Source organism: Streptomyces sp. NPDC057939 (genome assembly GCF_042887545.1).
GTDB lineage: Bacteria > Actinomycetota > Actinomycetes > Streptomycetales > Streptomycetaceae > Streptomyces.
The window spans coordinates 1-19,479 of record NZ_JBHVPG010000039.1; the positions used below are offsets into that span (position 1 = coordinate 1).

Genomic DNA, 19,479 nt, shown 5'->3' on the forward strand with positions numbered 1-19,479 from the left:
GCGGCCGGATTCAGACCGAAGGAAATGTTGGAGAGACCCAGCGTGGTCTGGACATCGGGATGGCGGCGCTTGAGCTCACGGATCGACTCGATCGTGGCGATACCGTCCCTGCGGGACTCCTCCTGACCCGTGCAGATCGTGAACGTCAACGTGTCGATGAGGATGTCCGACTCACGAATCCCCCACCTCCCCGTCAGATCACCGATCAGACGCTCCGCGATCGCGACCTTGTGCTCGACCGTTCGGGCCTGACCCTCCTCGTCGATGGTCAACGCGATCAACGCGGCACCGTGCTCCCGGGCCAACGCGGTCACCTTCGCGAAACGCGACTCGGGACCGTCACCGTCCTCGAAGTTGACCGAGTTGATGACCGCCCGCCCACCCAACTTCTCCAACCCCGCCCGAAGGACCGGAACCTCGGTGGAATCCAGCACGATCGGCAACGTCGAGGCCGTCGCGAACCGCCCCGCCAGCTCCCGCATGTCCGCGACACCATCACGACCCACGTAGTCCACACACAGGTCGAGCATGTGCGCGCCTTCACGGATCTGGTCCCGGGCCATCTCCACACAGTCGTCCCAACGGGCCTCCAGCATCGCCTCGCGGAACTTCTTCGACCCGTTCGCGTTCGTCCGCTCACCGATCGCCATGTACGAGGTGTCCTGCCGGAACGGCACCGTCTGATACAGCGACGCCGCCCCCGGCTCCGGTTGCGGGGTCCGCTCGGTCACGGCGGTCCCGCGGACCCGCTCCACGACCTGCCGCAAATGCTCCGGCGTCGTGCCGCAGCAACCGCCGACCAGCGACAACCCGTACTCCCGCACGAACGTCTCCTGCGCGTCCGCGAGCTCGGAGGCCGACAACGGATAGTGCGCACCCTGCTTCGTCAACACCGGCAGACCCGCGTTCGGCATGCACGACAACGGAATCCGGGCATTGCGCGCCAGATACCGCAGGTGCTCACTCATCTCCGCCGGACCCGTGGCACAGTTCAGACCGATCATGTCGATGCCCAGCGGCTCCAACGCCGTCAACGCCGCACCGATCTCCGAACCCAGCAGCATCGTGCCCGTGGTCTCGACGGTGACGGAACAGATCAGCGGGACGGAGATGCCGAGCGCCTCCATGGCGCGGCGGGCACCGATGATGGAGGACTTCGTCTGGAGCAGGTCCTGGGTCGTCTCGACGAGGAGCGCGTCGGCGCCGCCGGTGATCAGGCCCTCGGCGTTGATCTGGTAGGCGTCGCGGATCTCGGCGTAGGTGATGTGGCCCAGGGTGGGGAGCTTGGTGCCCGGGCCCATGGAGCCGAGGACCCAGCGCTGCTGCCCGGTGGAGGCGGTGTACTCGTCGGCGACCTCGCGGGCGATGCGGGCGCCGGACTCCGACAGTTCGAAGTTCCGTTCGGGGATGTCGTACTCGGCGAGGGCGGCGAAGTTCGCGCCGAAGGTGTTGGTCTCGACGCAGTCGACGCCCACGGAGAAGTACGCCTCGTGGACCGAGCGGACGATGTCCGGGCGGGTGACGTTCAGGACCTCGTTGCAGCCCTCCAGCTGCTGGAAGTCCTCCATCGTCGGGTCCTGCTCCTGGAGCATCGTCCCCATGGCTCCGTCGGCGACGACCACGCGGGTGGCGAGCGCCTCTCGGAGGGCGTCGGCCCGGGTCTGGGTGTCTGCGGGCGGGTTCGGCAACGAGGCCATGGTTGTGCTCCCTGGGATGCGACGGCTGTCGGCTTTGCACCCCCTCGTGTCAAGGGTGCACGCGGTCAGGGTAACCGTGCGGCAACAACCCCGGTGGGGGCGTCCCACGTGGCGGACTGCATTCTGTGCGCGGGACTACGCACGGGGGTGTGACGGTGTGCACTGACTGCGGGAATCGCCCAACCATGCACAAGGTCGGCATCGACCGATAGTGTTCAGCATTGTCGAACTACGTCAGCAGGAGGCTGCGCGATGGCACGGAACATCCAGTCGCTCGAACGAGCCGCTGCGATGCTGCGGCTCCTGGCGGGCGGGGAGCGCCGGCTGGGACTTTCGGATGTGGCGTCGTCCCTGGGCCTGGCCAAGGGCACGGCGCACGGGATCCTGCGCACCCTGCAGGCCGAGGGTTTCGTCGAGCAGGACCCGGCGTCGGGGCGCTACCAGCTGGGCGCGGAGCTGCTGCGCCTGGGCAACAGCTATCTGGACGTGCACGAGCTGCGCGCCCGCGCCCTGGTGTGGACGGACGACCTGGCCCGGGCGAGCGGCGAGAGCGTGTACGTGGGGGTGCTGCACAAGAGCGGGGTGCTGATCATGCACCACGTGTTCCGGCCGGACGACAGCCGTCAGGTGCTGGAGGTGGGGGCCATGCAGCCGCTGCACTCCACGGCCCTGGGCAAGGTCCTGTCGGCCTACGACCCGGTCGCGCACACGCAGGTGGTGGAGGTGGAGCGGGACTCGTTCACGCCCCGCACGGTCACGGACGCGGTGGGTTTCGAGGAGGTCCTGGCGCTGACCCGGGCGCGCGGCTGGGCCGCGGACGTGGAGGAGACGTGGGAGGGCATCGCTTCGGTGGCGGCGCCCATCCACGACCGGCGGCGGATGCCGGTCGGCGCGGTGGCCGTCGCGGGGGCCGTGGAGCGGGTCTGCGGGGAGGGCGGGGAGCCCCGGGCGTCGCTGGTGGCCTCGGTCCGGGACTGCGCACGGTCGGTTTCGCGCGATCTCGGCGCGGGCCGGTTCTGAGCTTGACTTGATTCGTTCGGCCCACCCGAGGGGCGCTTCAGGCGCTCTTTGGGTGGGTTTTGTCGTTTCCGGATCAGTCATTGGCCTGATTTGGGCGATCGTACCGTGTGGTAACGATCCGGTTCTTTGACCTGGCCAACCCTTGACGCGTTCTTCATCCAGGCGGAAAACTGCCGTTCATCGGTCGGCATTGTCGAACACCTACCGGCAATACGCGTTAGGCTATGGCGAGGCCAAGGACCGGTGCAGCACTCACCGAGTGTGTGGACCACCGGAGGGACCCGGTGTTCACCCACCCCTGGACGTAAGAACAAAGGAGTCGCGGGTGTCCAGCTCCGACATCTTCATCGGCGAGACCATCGGTACCGCCCTGCTCACTCTTCTCGGTGGTGGCGTCTGCGCCGCCGTCACCCTCAAGAGCTCCAAGGCCCGCAACGCGGGCTGGCTCGCGATCACCTTCGGCTGGGGTTTCGCCGTACTGATCGCCGCCTACGTCTCCGCTCCGCTCTCCGGGGCCCACCTGAACCCGGCCGTCACGTTCGGCATCGCCGTCAAGACCGGCGAGTGGGGCGACGTCCCCGTGTACCTCGCGGGACAGCTCCTCGGTGCCATGCTGGGTGCCGTGCTGATGTGGATCACGTACTACGGCCAGTTCCGCGTGCACCTGTCCGACCCGGAGCACATCCGCGACGCCAAGCTCGGTCCCGAGGACCCGCACCCGCACGACCAGGCCGGCCCGGTCCTCGGCATCTTCTCCACGGGCCCCGAGATCCGTAATGTCGTGCAGAACCTCGCCACCGAGATCATCGGCACCGCCGTCCTGGTCCTGGCCATCCTGACCCAGGGCCTCCAGGACGACGGCAAGGGACTCGGTGTGATCGGTGTCCTGATCACCTCGTTCGTGGTCGTCGGCATCGGCCTCTCGCTGGGCGGCCCCACCGGCTACGCCATCAACCCGGTGCGCGACCTCGGTCCGCGCATCGTGCACGCCCTGCTCCCGCTGCCCAACAAGGGCGGTTCGGACTGGGGGTACTCCTGGATCCCGGTCGTCGGCCCGCTCGTCGGTGCCGTACTCGCCGGCGGTCTGTACAACATCGCGTTCGCCTGATCAGCATCTGCAGCGCTCGTAAGATCCGCACCGCACTCCTGATTCCGCCAACTCACCAGACCTGCCAGGAGCAGCCATCATGACCAGCAGCACCGGCCCCTTCATCGCCGCGATCGACCAGGGCACCACCTCCTCCCGCTGCATCGTCTTCGACCGCGACGGGCGCATCGTCGCCGTCGACCAGAAGGAGCACGAGCAGATCTTCCCGAAGCCGGGCTGGGTCGAGCACGACGCCGCCGAGATCTGGACCAACGTCCAGGAGGTCGTCGCCGGGGCCATCGCCAAGGCGGAGATCACCGCCGCCGACGTCAAGGCCGTCGGCATCACCAACCAGCGCGAGACCACCCTGCTGTGGGACAAGAACACCGGCGAGCCGGTGCACAACGCGCTGGTCTGGCAGGACACCCGCACCGACGCCCTGTGCAAGGAGCTCGGTCGCAACGTCGGCCAGGACCGCTTCCGCCGCGAGACCGGCCTCCCCCTCGCGAGCTACTTCGCCGGCCCCAAGGTCCGCTGGCTGCTCGACAACGTCGAGGGCCTGCGCGAGCGCGCCGAGGCGGGCGACATCCTCTTCGGCACCATGGACTCGTGGGTCATCTGGAACCTCACGGGCGGCGCCCAGGGCGGCGTGCACGTCACCGACGTCACCAACGCCTCGCGCACCATGCTGATGAACCTGCACACGCTGGCCTGGGACGACAAGATCGCGGAATCGATGGGGGTCCCGCTCAACGTCCTCCCCGAGATCAAGTCCTCCGCCGAGGTCTACGGCCACGTCAAGGAAGGCGTCCTCGCCGGCGTCCCGGTCGCCTCGGCGCTCGGTGACCAGCAGGCCGCCCTCTTCGGACAGACCTGTTTCGCCGAGGGCGAGGCCAAGTCCACGTACGGCACCGGCACGTTCATGCTCATGAACACCGGCGACAAGATCATCAACTCCTACAGCGGCCTGCTGACCACGGTCGGCTACCAGATCGGCGACCAGAAGCCGGTCTACGCCCTGGAAGGCTCCATCGCCGTCACCGGCTCGCTCGTCCAGTGGATGCGCGACCAGATGGGCCTGATCAAGTCGGCCGCCGAGATCGAGACCCTGGCCTCCTCGGTCGAGGACAACGGCGGCGCCTACTTCGTGCCGGCCTTCTCCGGCCTGTTCGCCCCGTACTGGCGCTCCGACGCCCGCGGCGTGATCACCGGCCTGACCCGGTACGTCACCAAGGCGCACATCGCCCGTGCCGTCCTGGAGGCCACCGCCTGGCAGACCCGCGAGATCACCGACGCCATGACCAAGGACTCCGGCGTCGAGCTGGCGGCCCTCAAGGTCGACGGTGGTATGACCTCCAACAACCTGCTGATGCAGACGCTCTCGGACTTCCTGGACGCCCCCGTGGTGCGCCCGATGGTCGCCGAGACCACCTGCCTCGGCGCCGCCTACGCCGCCGGCCTGGCCGTCGGCTTCTGGCCCGACACCGACGCCCTGCGCGCCAACTGGCGCCGCGCGGCCGAGTGGACCCCGCGGATGCCCGCCGAACAGCGGGACCGCGAGTACAAGAGCTGGCTCAAGGCCGTGGAGCGGTCCATGGGCTGGGTCGACGACGAAGACGCCAGCTGACCGCACCGGCTGACGAATCGACGAGGAGCTAAAGAGACATGAGCAGCCTGCAGAGCGTCCCCACTCTGGGTACGCACCCGACAGCCGGTTCCAACGCGAGCCGCGCCGAGACCCGTGAGCAGCTGGCCAAGGCCACGTACGACCTGCTGGTCATCGGCGGTGGAATCCTGGGCACCTCGGTGGCCTGGCACGCCGCGCAGTCGGGGCTGCGGGTCGCCATGGTGGACGCCGGTGACTTCGCCGGCGCCACCTCCTCCGCCTCCTCCAAGCTCGTCCACGGCGGTCTGCGCTACCTGCAGACCGGCGCGGTCAAGCTCGTCGCGGAGAACCACCACGAGCGCCGGGTGCTGGCCAAGGACGTGGCCCCGCACCTGGTCAACCCGCTGACCTTCTACCTGCCCGTGTACAAGGGCGGTCCGGTCGGCGCGGCGAAGCTGGGCGCGGGCGTGTTCGCGTACTCGGCGCTCTCGGCCTTCGGTGACGGGATCGGCAAGGTCATCTCGCCGGCCCGCGCCGTCGCCGACAATCCGGGCCTGAAGACGGACAACCTGAAGGCCGTCGCGGTCTACTACGACCACCAGATGAACGACTCCCGCGTCGCCGTCATGACGGTCCGCGCGGCCGTCGAGTCGGGTGCGGTCGTCCTCAACCACGCCGAGGTCACCGGCCTGCGCATGACGCGCGGCCGGGTCACCGGTGCCGAGCTCAAGGACCGTCTGGACGGCACCGAGTTCGGCGTCGACGCCCGTGTCGTGCTCAACGCCACCGGCCCGTGGGTGGACCACCTGCGGCGCATGGAGGACAAGCACTCGATGCCCTCGATCCGCCTGTCCAAGGGCGCGCACATCGTGATGAAGCGCAAGTCGCCGTGGAAGGCCGCCATGGCCACCCCGATCGACAAGTACCGCATCACCTTCGCCCTCCCCTGGGAGGACCAGCTGCTGCTCGGTACGACCGACGAGGTCTACGAGGGCGACCCGGCGGACGTGCGCGCCACCGAGTCCGACATCCAGCAGATACTCGACGAGGCGGCGTTCTCCGTGAACGACGCCGACCTCGACCGCTCCCTGATGACGTACGCCTTCGCAGGCCTGCGGGTGCTGCCCGGCGGCCCCGGCGGCGTGGAGAAGGCCAAGCGCGAGACGGTCGTCTCCGAGGGCGCGGGCGGCATGCTGTCGGTGGCCGGCGGCAAGTGGACGACGTACCGTCACATCGGCCGTGTCGTCATGGACAAGCTGGCCAAGCTCCCGGGCAGCCCGCTGACCGAGGACATGGAGCCGCAGAAGTCGCTCGTGCGCCGGATCCCGCTGCCCGGTGTCGCGAACCCGAACGCGGTCGCGCACCGACTGCTGGTGGACCGCGAGCCCGGCACCCGCATGGACCCGCTGACGGCCCGCCACCTGGCCTCGCACTACGGCTCGTTGGCCTTCGACATCGCGCGCATCGCGAACGAGGACCCGGCGCTGGCCGAGCGCATCCACCCGGACGGTCCGGAGATCTGGGCGCAGGTCGCCTACGCCCGTGACAACGAGTGGGCCGAGACGGTCGACGACGTGCTGCGCCGCCGCACGACGGTGACGGTCCGCGGTCTGGACGACGCCTCCGTGCGCGCCCGGGTCGAGGAGATGCTGGGTCACAAGGCATAGCTCCCGCGCAGGTGGGGAAGAGGGGCGGTTCCGAGGGGAACCGCCCCTCCGTCGTGGGCTGTGGTCGGTGCCACCTCAAGGCTTAGGCTGGCCCACGTACGCAAGGGAACTTCGGAAGGAGACCTGGGTGATCGAGCTTGAGGGCGTGCCCGAGCTGATCGACCCGGTCATGGTGGCCGCGTTCGAGGGCTGGAACGACGCGGGTGACGCCGCCTCCGGTGCGGTGGCGCACCTGGACCGGGAGTGGAAGGGCGAGGTCTTCGCGGCTCTGGACGCCGAGGACTACTACGACTTCCAGGTCAACCGGCCGACGGTGTGGCTGGACAACGGGGTCAGGAAGATCACCTGGCCGACGACGCGGCTGTCCGTGGTCCGGATCGGCGGTGCGAAGCCGCGCGACCTGGTGCTGGTGCGGGGCATCGAACCGTCCATGCGGTGGCGGTCGTTCTGCAACGAGCTGCTCGGCTTCGCGCACGAGCTCGGCGTGGAGATGGTGGTGATCCTGGGCGCGCTGCTCGGGGACACCCCGCACACCCGGCCCGTGCCCGTCAGCGGGGTGACCTCGGACGCCGACCTGGCGCGGACGATGGACCTGGAGGAGACGAAGTACGAGGGCCCGACGGGGATCGTGGGCGTGTTGCAGGAGGCCTGCACGCACGCGGGCGTTCCCGCGGTGTCGCTGTGGGCGGCGGTGCCGCACTACGTGTCGCAGCCGCCGAACCCGAAGGCCACGCTGGCGCTGCTCAACCGGCTGGAGGACCTGATCGACATCAGGATCCCGCTGGGCGAGCTGCCCGAGGACGCGCGGGCCTGGCAGCTGGGCGTGGACCAGCTGGCGGCCGAGGACAGCGAGGTCGCGGAGTACGTCCAGACGCTGGAGGAGGCACGGGACACGGCGGACCTGCCGGAGGCCTCCGGGGACGCGATCGCCCGGGAGTTCGAACGGTACCTGCGGCGTCGGGACCCTTCCGCCACCACGGATCCGGGTGACGCCTCGTACCTGCGGGACACGGCCGGCGGCCTGAGCCGGCCGTCGAAGCGCAGGCCCGAGCCGGAGCCGCCCGCCGCGCCGACGCCCGACGGGGCCGCCGGTGGGACCGGGAGCGGCGCCGAGGAGGCGTCCGGGGCTGCCGGGGGCCAGGACGCGGCGGGGACGGCGGGTGCGCCCGCGACGCCCGAGTCGCCGGAGAAGCCGGAGGCTCCCGAGCCGCCGGGGGGTCCCGGCGCGGGGGGGTCCTCCCCCGACGCCTAGGTGGACGCACCACACCCCCGGGCCGGCCGCAACCGCGGCGGGCCCGGCGTTTCGTCGCCCCTGGGGGCCGTGCTCTAGAGGGCGACGCCGAGCAGGGCGTCGACCGTGCGGGAGACCAGGCCCGGCGCCGACTCGTCGTCGGCGTCGGTGGCCAGCTGGAGCTCGACCCAGCGGTCCACGGCGGCCAGCGCCGCAGGGGCGTCCAGGTCGCGGGAGAGGGCCTCGCGGACCTCCTCGACCAGGGCGTCCGCCGGTACGCCGTCCGGGCGCGAGACGGCCGCGCGCCAGCGCTCCAGACGGGCCACCGCCTCGGCGAGGACCGCGTCGGTCCACTCCCAGTCGGCCCGGTAGTGGTGCGACAGCAGGGCGAGGCGGATGGCCGCCGGGTCGACCCCGGAGCGGCGCAGCGCCGAGACGAAGACCAGGTTGCCCTTGGACTTCGACATCTTCTCGCCGTTCAGGCCGACCATGCCGGCGTGGACGTAGGCCTTGGCCATCGGGAACTCGCCCGTCAGCGCCTGGGCGTGCGAGGCACCCATCTCGTGGTGCGGGAACGCCAGGTCGGAGCCGCCGCCCTGGATGTCGAAGCCCATGCCCAGGTGGTCCAGGGCGATGGCGACGCACTCGATGTGCCAGCCGGGCCGGCCGCGGCCCAGCGAGCCGCCGTCCCAGCTCGGGTCGCCCTCGCGGGCGGCCATCCACAGCATCGGGTCGAGCGGGTTCTTCTTCCCCGGGCGGTCCGGGTCGCCGCCGCGCTCCGCGGAGAGCAGCCGCATCGCCTCGGCGTCCAGGTGGGAGACCCCGCCGAAGTTCGGGTCGGACTCGACGGAGAAGTAGACGTCGCCGTCGAGCTCGTAGGCGGCGCCGGCGTCGCGGAGCCGCTCGACCAGCGGCACGATGCCGGGTATGGCCTCGACCGCTCCGATGTAGTGCTGCGGGGGCAGCATCCGCAGGGCGGTCATGTCCTCGCGGAAGAGGGCGGTCTCGCGCTCGGCGAGTTCGGTCCAGTCGTGTCCGTCGCGCAGCGCCCGCTCCAGGAGCGGGTCGTCCACGTCCGTGACGTTCTGGACGTAGTGGACCTGCCGCTTGTTGTCGAGCCACACGCGCTGAACGAGGTCGAACGCGTTGTAGGTCGCCGCGTGACCGATGTGGGTCGCGTCGTACGGAGTGATCCCGCAGACGTAGATACGGGCGACGGGACCGGGGGCGAGGGTGATCGTCCCCTGGGTCGCGGTGTCGTGGATCTGGAGGTCGCGGCCCTTGCCGGGCAGGGCGGGGACCTCAGAAGCGGGCCAGGCATGCATGCCTTGAGACTAACCGGACGAGTGTTCCGGAAACGAACCGGAGCGTCACTCTTGGCCTGAACCGCGCTCTTGCCGTCTGGCCGGTTCTGTGCGTCCCGTGCCGTGCCTGCTCAGACCGGGGGCCAGGGAATGGCGGGCCACTGTCCCGAGGGCTGCGGATGGGTCCCGGTGCGCAGCAGGGCGGCCACGCGGGCCCGGACGGCGTCCAGCTCGGTGTCGGTGATCAGTTCGGCCAACCGGGTGGCGAGCGGCTCTCCCGCGGCCAGCTGGGACTCCAGGGTGAGCAGCACCGCGCGGGCCTCGTCGGTGAGGGGCTCCCCCGCCCAGCCCCAGAGCAGGGTGCGCAGCTTGTCCTCCGCGTGGAAGGTCACACCGTGGTCGATGCCGTACAGCCGGCCGTCGGGGGCGGGCAGCAGGTGGCCGCCCTTGCGGTCGCCGTTGTTGATCACGGCGTCGAGTACGGCGAGGCGGCGCAGCCGGGGGTCGTCGGCGTGCACGAGGAGGGCGGTGCGGCCCTCGCCGACCTCGGCGAGGGCGACGGGCTTCCAGCCGTCCGCCGCCTCCTCGCCCTCGACGAGCGCGAGGAGTTCCGCCTCGGGCGTCTCCCCGGAGTCGATCCAGTGCTGGACCATGCCCTCGCCGTACGGTCCGTCGCGCAGGACGGTGGCGGGGACCAGGCCCCAGCCCGTGGCCTCGGAGACGAGGTAGGCGGCGCGCTCGCGGCGGGCGAGGTTCCCGTCGGGGAAGTCCCACAGCGGTCGCTCGCCCTTGACCGGCTTGTAGACGCAGTCCGCGGTGCGGCCGTCGTGGGCGACGGTGCACAGCAGGACCGCGTTGGAGGCCTCGGCGATCCGTCCCCGGACGGTGAGCTCACCCCGGGTGAGCAGCTCCTCGATCGTGCTCGCGGCGCTCACGCCTGGCGCCGGTAGCCGTTCTGGCGGGGGCACACGTGTCCCTCGGGGTCGAGCGGGAGGCTGCACAGGGGGCACGGCGGGCGGCCGGCGTTGACCACGTCCAGGGCGCGCTTGGCGAAGGCCCGGGCCTGGGCGCCGGACAGGCGCACCCGGAGCATGGGCGGGCCGTTCTCCTCGTCCTGGAGGAGGCGTTCCTCGGCTTCGGCGAGGTCCTCGTCGGAGTCGGCGTCGAGTTCGACGAGCGCTTGGGCCTCGACGATCATCCGCTGTTCCTCGCCGTCCCAGGCGAGGGCCATGGTGCCGACGCGGAACTCCTCCTCGACGGGCACGTCGAGCGGGGCGGTGTCGGCGGCCTCGGTGGAGGCGACGGCCGGGACGGGGGCGTTGCCGCCGGTGCGCCGCACGACCTCGTCCAGCAGCTCGTCCATCCGCTCGGCCAGCGCCGCCACCTGGGTCTTCTCCAGGGAGACGCTGGTGACGCGGGTACCCACGGAGGCCTGCAGGAAGAACGTACGGCGCCCAGGCAGACCGACCGTGCCGGCCACGAAGCGGTCCGGCGGATCGTAAAGGAACACCTGACGGGGCACGTCCAGTCTCCAAGTCTCAGGCGTGGGCGGGTCCGCGCACGCGTATCGGCCATGCCACCCTACTGCGCCGTTCGATCACGCCGCGCCCGCGCCGCCCCCCACGACGGCGTTCCCGTCGCCTTCGGACTCCCCCTCGGCGACCGGGGCCGGGCGCGGGATCAGCGGGGTGAGGTCGCCGGTGTCGCCGAGGCGCAGCAGGAAGGGGCGGGTGGGGGTGTAGCGGACGGCGGTGACCGAGCAGGGGTCGACGTGGATCCGCTGGAAGAGGTCGAGGTGCATGCCGAGCGCGTCGGCGACGAGGGATTTGATGATGTCGCCGTGCGAGCACATCAGGAAGACGGCGTCGCTGCCGTGCTCGTCCTCGATCCGGGCGTTCCACTCCCGTACGGCGTCCACGGCGCGGGTCTGCATGGCGCGCATGGACTCGCCGCCGGGGAAGGCGGCGCCGGAGGGGTACTGCTGGACGATCTTCATGAGGGGTTCTCCGGCGAGTTCGGAGAGTTTGCGGCCCGACCAGTCGCCGTAGTGGCACTCGCCGATGCGTTCGTCGGTGTGCAGGGGCAGCTCGGGGCGGGCGGCGAGGAGCGGCGCCAGGGTTTCCCGGCAGCGCTGCAGGGGGCTGGTGACGGCGGCGGCCAGCGGTACCCCGGCGAGCCGGTCGGGCAGTGCGGCGGCCTGCCCGGCTCCGTGTTCGTCGAGGCCGACTCCCGGAGTCCATCCGGCGAGCAAGCCCGCGGTGTTGGCGGTGGAACGCCCGTGCCGTACGAGGATCAACGTGGCCATGGGTACAGGGTAGGGGTGTCGCCCTGGTGCGGGTCGGGCGGCGGCGGGGGAGAATGCGCCGCGTGATTGTCGACTGCGCGATGTACCGTGACGGCCGCCGTTCCGCGGCGCCCGCCGATTTCTCGGACGCCCTGGCCGAGGCGCGGGCCCGGGGCGACGCCTTCGTGTGGATCGGCATGCACGAGCCGACGGAGGCGGAGTTCGAGCACGTGAGCCGGGAGTTCGGGCTGCACGCGCTGGCGGTGGAGGACGCGCTGACGGCGCACCAGCGGCCGAAGTTGGAGGTGTACGACGATTCGCTGTTCGTCGTCCTGAAGCCGGTGCTCTACGACGACGACGCGGACACGGTGACGACGGGCGAGCTGATGGTGTTCATCGGCGACTCGTTCGTGGTCACGGTCCGGCACGGCGAGGGCGCGGCGCTGACCGCGGTGCGCCACCGGTTGGAGCAGGATCCGCAGGTGCTGCGGCACGGCCCGACGGCGGTGCTCTACGCGGTGTCCGACGCGGTGGTCGACCACTACATCGAGGTGGCCGCCGAGCTCCAGGGCGATCTGGAGGAGCTGGAGGCGGAGGTGTTCGCGCCGAACGCCCCGGACTCGAAGAACACGGCGTCCCGGATCTACGGCTTCAAGCGGCAGGTGCTGGAGTTCCGTCGGGCGACGAGCCCGCTGCTCCAGCCGATGGACCGGCTCGCGTTCGGGCGCGTGCCGTTCGTCCACGAGCACGCGCAGCCCTTCTTCCGGGACGTCGCCGATCACCTGACGAAGGCGAACGAGTACGTCGAGGGCCTGGACCGGCTGCTGTCGGACGCGCTGGCCGCGCACCTGGCGCAGATGGGCGTCCGGCAGAACGACGACATGCGCAAGATCTCGGCCTGGGCGGCGATGGCGGCGGTCCCGACGATGGTCGCGGGCATCTACGGGATGAACTTCGAGGACATGCCGGAGTTGCGGCAGGGGTGGGGCTATCCGGGCGTGGTGGCCCTCATGGTCGCCGTCTGTCTGGGCCTGCACCGGATGTTCAAGCGCCGCGGCTGGCTGTGAGGGCGGGTCGGCGGGGGCCGGTCAGGCGAGTCCCGGTGCGGGTACGGGGGCGCCTCCGAGGGCGTCGACCCGCTCGGGCGGGGTCAGGCGGACCGCCCGGTGCCAGCCGCTGAACCGCTCGTAGGCGTACGCGGCGCGGATGCCGGCGGCGAGGGCGGCGGACTTGGGCGCGGGCCAGTTCAGGATGCGGCCCATGCGGGCCATGACGGCGAGGCTGACGTCCCGGTGGACGCCGATCTCGGCGAGGGCGCTCCGGCGCAGGATCCGGTGGATGGTGCGGCCGTGTCCGCGGCGGGCGAGGCGCAGCAGCTCCTCGTGGCAGTAGGCGAGGTGGTTGTCCTCGTCGGCGCTGATCATGCGGACGGCCCTGCCGAGCTCGGGGTGGTCGCCGAAGTACCGGACGAGGATGCCCATCTGGTCGGCCGCGCGCTGCTCGGTGACCCGGCTGTGCGCGAGGTAGACGACGATGTCCTCCTCGGTCAGCGGCCGGTCGCCGCGCAGCTTCTCGTGGGCGAGGCCGATGCCGCGGCGTTCCAGCAGCATCGTGTAGTCGGTCTCGGGGGGTACGGGTACGGGTTGCAGGCCGCGTTTGCGGAGCAGGGCCTGGAAGATCCGTCCGTGCTTGTCCTCGTCGGCGCCGTGCCGGGTGATCTTGGGGGCCAGGTCGCGCATCGGTTCGGGGACGAGCGCGGCGATCCGCGCGTTCTCCCAGCCGCCCTGGGACTCCCCGCTGGCGGCGATGGAGCAGAACAGCTGGAAGGAGTCGTCGTGGTCGACGATCTCCTGGAACAGGCTGCGGGCAGAGAGCATGGAACGAGTCAAATGCGGATTGATCGGGCGGGCAACCGAGAGGGCCGGCCGACTCGGCCGAATGAACGAAATCGGCGGCTCGGCGCGAGGGCGTAACCCGGGGGCCGGACGCGGCGTTGTTGGCTGTGTCGGCCGTGGCGGGGAAGACCCCCCGAGCCCCCACCACGGCCGCAGGACCTGATGACGGAGCCGCGCGTACCGCGCGGCTCCGTCGTCGTGTCGGGGGTCGTCGGCGCCCGGTGTCAGGCGAGGCCGGCGAGCTCCAGGGCCTCGGTGCCGGCCCGCAGGGCGGCGATCCGCTCGTCCAGGGTGAAGCCGGCGGGGGCCAGGGTGAGGGTGGTGACCCCGGCGTCGGCGTAGGCGCGCATGCCGTCGGCGATCCGCTCCACGGAGCCCAGCAGGGTGGTCGAGTCGATCAGGGAGTGCGGGACGGCCGCGGCCGCGCCCGTCTTGTCGCCGCCCAGGTACTTGGTCTGGATCTCGGCGGCCTCCTTCTCGTAGCCCATCCGCTGGGCGAGCTGGTTGTAGAAGTTCTGCTTCGGGCTGCCCATGCCGCCGACGTACAGGGCGGTGTAGGGCCGGAACATGTCGGCGAGGGCCGTCACGTCCTCGCCGAGCGCGAGCGGCACGGTCGGGCAGACGTCGAAGCCGTCCATGGTCAGGCCGGCCTTCTCGCGACCCGCGCGGATGTGGCGCAGGGCCGTCTCCTCCAGGTGCTCGGCCGCCGGGAAGATCAGCAGGGCGCCGTCGGCGATCTCGCCGGTCTGCTCCAGGTTCTTCGGCCCGATGGCGGCGATGTAGAGCGGGATGTGCTCGCGCTCCGGGTGGACGGTCAGCTTGAGGGGCTTGCCCGGGCCGTCGGGCAGCGGGAGGGTCCAGTGGGCGCCGTCGTAGGACAGTCGCTCGCGGGTCATCGCCTTGCGGACGATCTCCACGTATTCGCGGGTCCGGGCGAGCGGCTTGTCGAACTTGACGCCGTACCAGCCCTCGGAGACCTGCGGCCCCGAGACGCCGAGGCCGAGCCGGAAGCGGCCCTTGGTGAGCGAGTCCAGGGTGGCGGCGGTCATCGCCGTCATCGCGGGCTGGCGGGCCGGGATCTGGAAGATGGCCGAGCCGACGTCGATCCGCTCCGTCTGGGCCGCGACCCAGGCCAGCACGGTGGCCGCGTCGGAGCCGTAGGCCTCGGCGGCCCAGCAGACGTCGTAGCCGAGCCGGTCGGCCTCCTGGGCGACGGAGAGGTTGTCGGCGTCCATGCCCGCACCCCAGTAGCCGAGATTGATGCCGAGCCGCATGTGTCGTCCCCTAACGGTGAAGCCGATTTACCGATCAGTAACGTGGGTCTGCGGGGGACTGTAGCGCGCCAAGGTCTCCCGCGTCAGCGCCGCAGTAGTCTCAGCGCTCATGGAGCAGAGGCATCTCGGCCGCACCGGACTGCGCGTCTCCCGGATCGGCCTCGGCACCCTGACCTGGGGCCGCGACACCGGCGAGGAAGTCGCCGCCGAGCAGTTGAAGACGTTCTGGGAGGCGGGCGGCACGCTCGTCGACACGGCCGACGTGTACGGGGGCGGCGAGGCCGAGTACATCCTGGGGCAGCTGGTGGCCGGGCTGGTTCCGCGCCGCGACCTGGTCATCGCCACGAAGGCGGGCAGCGTGCCGGATCCCGACCGGCGCTTCAACGGCTCGCGCGGGCACCTGCTGGCCGCCCTCGACGACTCGCTGGACCGGCTGGGCACCGACTACGTGGACCTGTGGCAGGTCCACGCCTTCGATCCCCGTACCCCGTTGGAGGAAACCCTGCAGACCCTGGACCTCGCCGTCAGCAGCGGCCGGGTCCGGTACGCGGGGGTGTCCAACTTCAGCGGCTGGCAGCTCGCGAAGGCCGCGACGTGGCAGCTGGCCGTGCCGGGGGTACGGACCCGGCTCGCCTCGACGCAGATGGAGTACTCGCTCCTCCAGCGGGGCGTGGAGCGGGAGGTGCTGCCCGCCGCGCTGGACCTGGGCGTGGGCCTGCTGCCCTCGTCCCCGCTGGGTCGCGGGGTGCTGACGGGCAAGTACCGCGACGGAACGCCCGCCGACTCCCGGGGCGCCTCGGAGTCCCTGGCCGGCTTCGTGGACCCGTACCTCGACGAGCCGGCGGGCCGGATCGTCGACGCCGTGGTCACCGCCGCCCAGGGGCTGGGCGTGACGCCGCTGCACGTGGCGCTGGCGTGGGTGAGGGACCGGCCGGGGGTGGTCGCCCCGATCGTCGGCGCGCGGACGTCGACGCAGCTCGGGGCGGCGCTGTCGGTGGAGGCCCTTAGTCTTCCCGAGGAGATCTGCCGTGCGCTGGACGACGTTTCCGTCCCGGTGCACCGCTACCCCGATCAGGACTGGAGCACGCTGTGAGTACGGACCCCGAGACCACCGCCGCCGCCGCGCCCGCTGCCGCGGAGGAAGGGGCCGGGGCCGGCGAGGCCGCGCCCGAGGACCCCGCGACGCCGGAGGCCGCCCCGGAGGCGTCGGAGGGCGGGCGCGAGCCGGACGCTCCGGAGGCCGGATCCGACGCAGCCGGCGAGCCGGTCGGGGACGCACAGGACGAGGACGCGCCGGACGAGGACGCCGCACCGGGCGACCCGGAGGAACGACACGCGGCGGACGACACCGCTCCCGCCGACGGGGAGGCCACGACCGACGAGCCGGACGGGGACGGGCACCCCGCCGCGGACGCCGCGGCGGACGGGGCCGCTGCCGCCGGCGGGGACGCGCAGGCCGCGGCGCCCTCGCTCACCGAGGCGCAGGCCGAGCTGGCGGCGCAGAAGGTCGAGCGGGAACGCATCGCACGGCGCAAGGCCGAGCGGGAGGGCCCGGTCGAGGCGGGCGCGAAGCTCAGCGGGAAGGCCGCCGACCTGCTGGCGGCCGTACGGGCCGTGGAGAGCGGCGCCGCGCCGGCGCCGGTGTACTTCGACGAGGCCCCGGCCGCCCCCCGCAAGGCCGCCCCCGTTCCCCCGCAGCAGCCCCGGCCCGTCACGACCGTCCCCGAGCCCGCCGCGGCCGAGATCGAGGGCGTGCGGGCCGTGCTGGCCCGCGGCGGCGCCCCCGAGGCGCTGGCCGGGCCGGCCGCCCGGATCCTCGGGGAGGGCGCAGCGGGGCGGCTCGTCGAGGACCCCTGGCGACTCCTGGCGGTCGCCGGCGTCCGCCCGGCCCAGGCGGACGGCTTCGCGCAGGCCCTGTTGGGCGCCGAGGCCGGTCCCGCGGACGAGCGCCGCGGCGCGGCCCTGGTGGGCTGGCTGCTGGACCGGGCCGCCGAGAAGGGGCACACCGCCCTGGAGAGCCCGGTGCTGGAGAAGGCCCTCGCCCAGTACGGGGTGCCGGAACCGGCCGGAGCCCTCGAACACGCCGTCGGCGAGGGCGCGGTGCTCGTGTTCGAGGAGCCCCTGGACGGTCCCGCGCCGACCCCCGCCGCGGACACCGACGAGGAGGCCGGGGAGACCGAGCGGCCCGTGCGGGTCCTCGTCGGGCTGGAGGAGTACGCCCTCGCCGAGGAGAGCCTCGCCGACGGCCTGGCCCGGCTGGCGGCCGGCGTCACCGATCCCGCCGACTGGTCGCAGGCCGCCACCGGCACCGGTGGCGAGCTGATCCGGGCCGTCGCCGGGCACGGGGTGGTGACCCACACCGGCGGCGAGGCCGCCCGCGCCGAACCCCTGGCACTGCTGGAGGCGGCCCGGAAGCTGGGTCTGCGGGCCGTCCTGGCCGCGCACGTTCCGGGCCCCGACCGGGTCACCCCGGCCGGGCTGCTGGCCGGGACGCAGGGTCCCGGGCGGGACGCCGACGGGCGGTTCGAGCTGGACCTCCTGGTGGTGCTGGACGCGCCGCAGCTGGACGTGGAGACGGCCGCCGCCCTGGTGGAGTCCGTCCCGGACGGGGCCCGTCTGGTGCTGTCCGGGGACCCGGGGGTGCTCGGGTCGGCCGGTCCCGGCCGGGTGTTCGCCGATGTGCTGGCGGCGCGGGCCTGGCCGCAGGTCGTGTCCCGGACGCCGGATCCCGGCCCGGTCGGCGAGCTGGTCTCGGGCGTCGGGATCGGGGAGCTGAACCAGGTCCACGCCCCGGGCAAGGAGGTCGTCATCGTCCCGGTGAAGGACGCCGGAGAGGCGGTGCACCGCACCGTGCAGCTGGTCGCCGAGTCGGTGCCGCGCGCGTTCGGGATCCCGGCCGATGCCGTGCAGGTCATCACCCCGGGCCACGGCGGCTCGGCGGGCACCCGCGCGCTGAACGGGGCCCTCAAGGAACGGCTGAACCCGGGCCCCGGCCGGTTCGGCGGGTTCGACCCCGGCGACCGGATCGTCCACGTCCCCTCCCCCGGGCGGGCGCTGCCGGGCCGGGTGGTGTCGGCCGACGCGCAGGGGCTGCACCTGGACCTCGCGGGGACCCGGGTCGTCGTCCCGCAGGAACGGGTCGAGTCCCGGGTGCGGCACGGCTGGGCGGTGACGGCGCACCAGGCCGTCGGGACGCGCTGGCCCGCCGTGGTGGTCGTGCTGCCGGGCGACGCCGCGCAGGCCCTGTCCCGGGACTGGGTGTACACGGCGTTCGGGCGGGCGGAGCGGCACCTGTCCGTCGTCCACGGGGTCGACCAGGCGCTGCCGCACGCGGTGGCGCAGGTGCTGCCGAAGCCGCGCACGACCCGGCTGACGGGCTTGCTGCGGGCCTTGACGGCCGCCCAGGAGGCCGCGCCGCAGTAGCGGTGAACGTACGGGGCGACAGCGGAACGCCCCCGTCCGGGAAGGGCGGGGGCGTCGCGCGGGGAGCCGGATCAGGCCGGGGTCAGGCCGGGCTCGGCCGCTTCCTCGAACTCCCCCGGCCCTTCGGGGTCTTCCGCGTCCTCGGGGTCCTCGTCGAAGACGGAGCTGACGTCGAAGCGGTGCAGCACGTCCTGGGGGTCGGTCTGCCCGAAGGGCGCGTCGAGCCAGTCACCCGGTTCCGCGACCTCTTCGAGCGCTGCGATCCAGAGGGTGGAGTCGCCCTCCTCCAGTCCGAACTCCTTGTAGCGGGAGGCGATCTCGTCGGGCTCGTACTCCCCGAAGAGCACTCCGAGCGCGCCGGCCGTGCCGGCGTCGTCGACGAACTCGGATTCGCGGTCGTGCGCGGCGACGCGTTCCGCCTGGGCGACCAGCCGGGCCGGTTCGACGACGGCGTAGTCACGGCGGATGAACACGCTGAAGGCCGCGGGTTCCGCCGGCCCGGTGTACGGAACTCCGTCCTCCGGCGTGGGGATCTCGAACGGGGTGACCTCGTCGTATCGGTCGTAGAGCAGTTCGTCGTATTCCTCGGCGGCGGCGGCGAGTTCGTTGAAGGCGGCGTAGACGGCCGGGTCCTCGTCCCCGATCCTGCTCTCGACCGCGGCGAGGTGGCGGTCGAGAGCGGCCTTGACCGCCTCGGCGGCGGCGCGGACCTCGGCAACAGTGGGCAGAGCGGCATCAGACATAGTGCAGACGCTATCCGTAGCCGGCCTCTGCCCGCACAATAGATGCGATGCCGGAATACGAATTCGTCGACGTGTACGTGCCTCGCGGGACCCCCCGCCAGGAGGCGACCCGACTACTGACCGACCATGCCGAGTACGGCCACTGGGAACTGGACCGCCTGACGCTCCACCGGGACGGCAGCCGCAGGGTGCGGTTGCGCCGCCGGATCATCCGTCAGGTCCGCGCGACCTGGTGACGCGGGCCCCCG

The 19,479-nt window shown here is 72.0% G+C and carries 17 protein-coding genes; 9 read left to right on the plus strand and 8 right to left on the minus strand.

Translation table 11 applies throughout. The annotated features are described in order from the left end of the window. Positions 1-1,697 (minus strand): homocysteine S-methyltransferase family protein (locus ACFVS6_RS31070; RefSeq protein ID WP_389709076.1); only part of this gene is annotated, 1,697 nt, incomplete at its 3' end. A 252-nt stretch (positions 1,698-1,949) separates the two neighbouring features. Between ACFVS6_RS31070 and ACFVS6_RS31075 the strand changes: the two genes are divergently transcribed. The 5 genes from ACFVS6_RS31075 (at position 1,950) to ACFVS6_RS31095 (ending at position 8,329) form a co-directional block, all read left to right on the plus strand. Further along, entirely contained in the window at positions 1,950-2,717 is a 768-nt protein-coding gene (locus tag ACFVS6_RS31075; RefSeq protein ID WP_389709077.1) for an IclR family transcriptional regulator, read from the plus strand. 325 nt (positions 2,718-3,042) lie between these two features. Continuing rightward, positions 3,043-3,825: an MIP/aquaporin family protein gene (locus ACFVS6_RS31080; protein WP_281205888.1), complete on the plus strand. Its 783-nt coding sequence runs from the start codon at positions 3,043-3,045 to the stop codon at positions 3,823-3,825. Positions 3,826-3,904: 79 nt separating this feature from the next. Continuing rightward, positions 3,905-5,431 carry a glycerol kinase GlpK gene (gene glpK, locus ACFVS6_RS31085; protein ID WP_389709080.1) on the plus strand — a complete coding sequence of 509 codons (1,527 nt, stop codon included), beginning with the start codon at positions 3,905-3,907 and terminating at the stop codon, positions 5,429-5,431. A 38-nt stretch (positions 5,432-5,469) separates the two neighbouring features. Next, the gene (locus ACFVS6_RS31090) at positions 5,470-7,077 is read left to right on the plus strand and encodes an FAD-dependent oxidoreductase (RefSeq protein ID WP_389709082.1); all 1,608 of its coding nucleotides are present in this window, start codon (positions 5,470-5,472) and stop codon (positions 7,075-7,077) included. Positions 7,078-7,204: 127 nt separating this feature from the next. Beyond that, positions 7,205-8,329 (plus strand): PAC2 family protein, encoded by a 1,125-nt coding sequence (locus tag ACFVS6_RS31095; RefSeq protein ID WP_389709083.1) that lies wholly within the window; start codon positions 7,205-7,207, stop codon positions 8,327-8,329. Between the two features lie 74 nt (positions 8,330-8,403). Here the strand turns inward: ACFVS6_RS31095 and mshC are convergent, their stop codons facing one another. From mshC to ACFVS6_RS31115, 4 genes are all read right to left on the minus strand, one after another. Then, complete coding sequence (gene mshC, locus ACFVS6_RS31100; RefSeq protein WP_389709085.1) at positions 8,404-9,633, minus strand: cysteine--1-D-myo-inosityl 2-amino-2-deoxy-alpha-D-glucopyranoside ligase; 1,230 nt, start codon at positions 9,631-9,633, stop codon at positions 8,404-8,406. A 110-nt stretch (positions 9,634-9,743) separates the two neighbouring features. Next, positions 9,744-10,580, minus strand: a complete 837-nt coding sequence (locus ACFVS6_RS31105; protein WP_389709087.1) for an SCO1664 family protein — start codon at positions 10,578-10,580, stop codon at positions 9,744-9,746. Then, on the minus strand, positions 10,544-11,134 hold the full coding sequence (locus ACFVS6_RS31110; RefSeq protein WP_281205883.1) for a DUF3090 domain-containing protein: 591 nt from the start codon (positions 11,132-11,134) through the stop codon (positions 10,544-10,546). Before ACFVS6_RS31110 ends, ACFVS6_RS31105 begins: the two co-directional genes overlap by 37 nt. 75 nt (positions 11,135-11,209) lie before the next feature. Continuing rightward, complete coding sequence (locus tag ACFVS6_RS31115) at positions 11,210-11,917, minus strand: histidine phosphatase family protein (protein WP_389709089.1); 708 nt, start codon at positions 11,915-11,917, stop codon at positions 11,210-11,212. A 53-nt stretch (positions 11,918-11,970) separates the two neighbouring features. Between ACFVS6_RS31115 and ACFVS6_RS31120 the strand changes: the two genes are divergently transcribed. After that, a complete protein-coding gene (locus ACFVS6_RS31120; protein WP_389709091.1) occupies positions 11,971-12,963 on the plus strand; it encodes a magnesium and cobalt transport protein CorA in 993 nt (330 codons plus the stop codon). Positions 12,964-12,984: 21 nt separating this feature from the next. Here ACFVS6_RS31120 and ACFVS6_RS31125 read toward each other — a convergent pair whose 3' ends face one another. After that, entirely contained in the window at positions 12,985-13,773 is a 789-nt protein-coding gene (locus ACFVS6_RS31125) for a ferritin-like domain-containing protein (protein WP_389709092.1), read from the minus strand. A gap of 242 nt (positions 13,774-14,015) precedes the next feature. Further along, a complete protein-coding gene (locus tag ACFVS6_RS31130; protein ID WP_281205879.1) occupies positions 14,016-15,065 on the minus strand; it encodes an LLM class F420-dependent oxidoreductase in 1,050 nt (349 codons plus the stop codon). A gap of 109 nt (positions 15,066-15,174) precedes the next feature. Between ACFVS6_RS31130 and ACFVS6_RS31135 the strand changes: the two genes are divergently transcribed. After that, a complete protein-coding gene (locus ACFVS6_RS31135; protein WP_389709094.1) occupies positions 15,175-16,158 on the plus strand; it encodes an aldo/keto reductase in 984 nt (327 codons plus the stop codon). Then, a complete protein-coding gene (locus ACFVS6_RS31140; RefSeq protein ID WP_389709096.1) occupies positions 16,155-18,488 on the plus strand; it encodes an ATP-binding domain-containing protein in 2,334 nt (777 codons plus the stop codon). Before ACFVS6_RS31135 ends, ACFVS6_RS31140 begins: the two co-directional genes overlap by 4 nt. Before the next feature lie 71 nt (positions 18,489-18,559). Here the strand turns inward: ACFVS6_RS31140 and ACFVS6_RS31145 are convergent, their stop codons facing one another. Next, positions 18,560-19,231 carry a hypothetical protein gene (locus ACFVS6_RS31145; RefSeq protein WP_389709098.1) on the minus strand — a complete coding sequence of 224 codons (672 nt, stop codon included), beginning with the start codon at positions 19,229-19,231 and terminating at the stop codon, positions 18,560-18,562. Between the two features lie 47 nt (positions 19,232-19,278). Between ACFVS6_RS31145 and ACFVS6_RS31150 the strand changes: the two genes are divergently transcribed. Then, positions 19,279-19,467 (plus strand): DUF5703 family protein, encoded by a 189-nt coding sequence (locus ACFVS6_RS31150; protein ID WP_281205875.1) that lies wholly within the window; start codon positions 19,279-19,281, stop codon positions 19,465-19,467. Positions 19,468-19,479 lie beyond the last annotated feature (12 nt).

Excerpts from the sequence above, each read along its gene's own strand:
- ACFVS6_RS31130 (WP_281205879.1), bottom strand. The coding sequence starts at position 15,065 with ATGCGGCTCGGCATCAATCTCGGCTACTGGGGTGCGGGCATGGACGCC.
- ACFVS6_RS31150 (WP_281205875.1), top strand. The coding sequence starts at position 19,279 with ATGCCGGAATACGAATTCGTCGACGTGTACGTGCCTCGCGGGACCCCC.
- ACFVS6_RS31125 (WP_389709092.1), bottom strand. The coding sequence starts at position 13,773 with ATGCTCTCTGCCCGCAGCCTGTTCCAGGAGATCGTCGACCACGACGAC.
- mshC (WP_389709085.1), bottom strand. The coding sequence starts at position 9,633 with ATGCATGCCTGGCCCGCTTCTGAGGTCCCCGCCCTGCCCGGCAAGGGC.
- ACFVS6_RS31090 (WP_389709082.1), top strand. The coding sequence starts at position 5,470 with ATGAGCAGCCTGCAGAGCGTCCCCACTCTGGGTACGCACCCGACAGCC.
- ACFVS6_RS31115 (WP_389709089.1), bottom strand. The coding sequence starts at position 11,917 with ATGGCCACGTTGATCCTCGTACGGCACGGGCGTTCCACCGCCAACACC.
- glpK (WP_389709080.1), top strand. The coding sequence starts at position 3,905 with ATGACCAGCAGCACCGGCCCCTTCATCGCCGCGATCGACCAGGGCACC.
- ACFVS6_RS31120 (WP_389709091.1), top strand. The coding sequence starts at position 11,971 with ATGCGCCGCGTGATTGTCGACTGCGCGATGTACCGTGACGGCCGCCGT.
- ACFVS6_RS31075 (WP_389709077.1), top strand. The coding sequence starts at position 1,950 with ATGGCACGGAACATCCAGTCGCTCGAACGAGCCGCTGCGATGCTGCGG.
- ACFVS6_RS31145 (WP_389709098.1), bottom strand. The coding sequence starts at position 19,231 with ATGTCTGATGCCGCTCTGCCCACTGTTGCCGAGGTCCGCGCCGCCGCC.
- ACFVS6_RS31135 (WP_389709094.1), top strand. The coding sequence starts at position 15,175 with ATGGAGCAGAGGCATCTCGGCCGCACCGGACTGCGCGTCTCCCGGATC.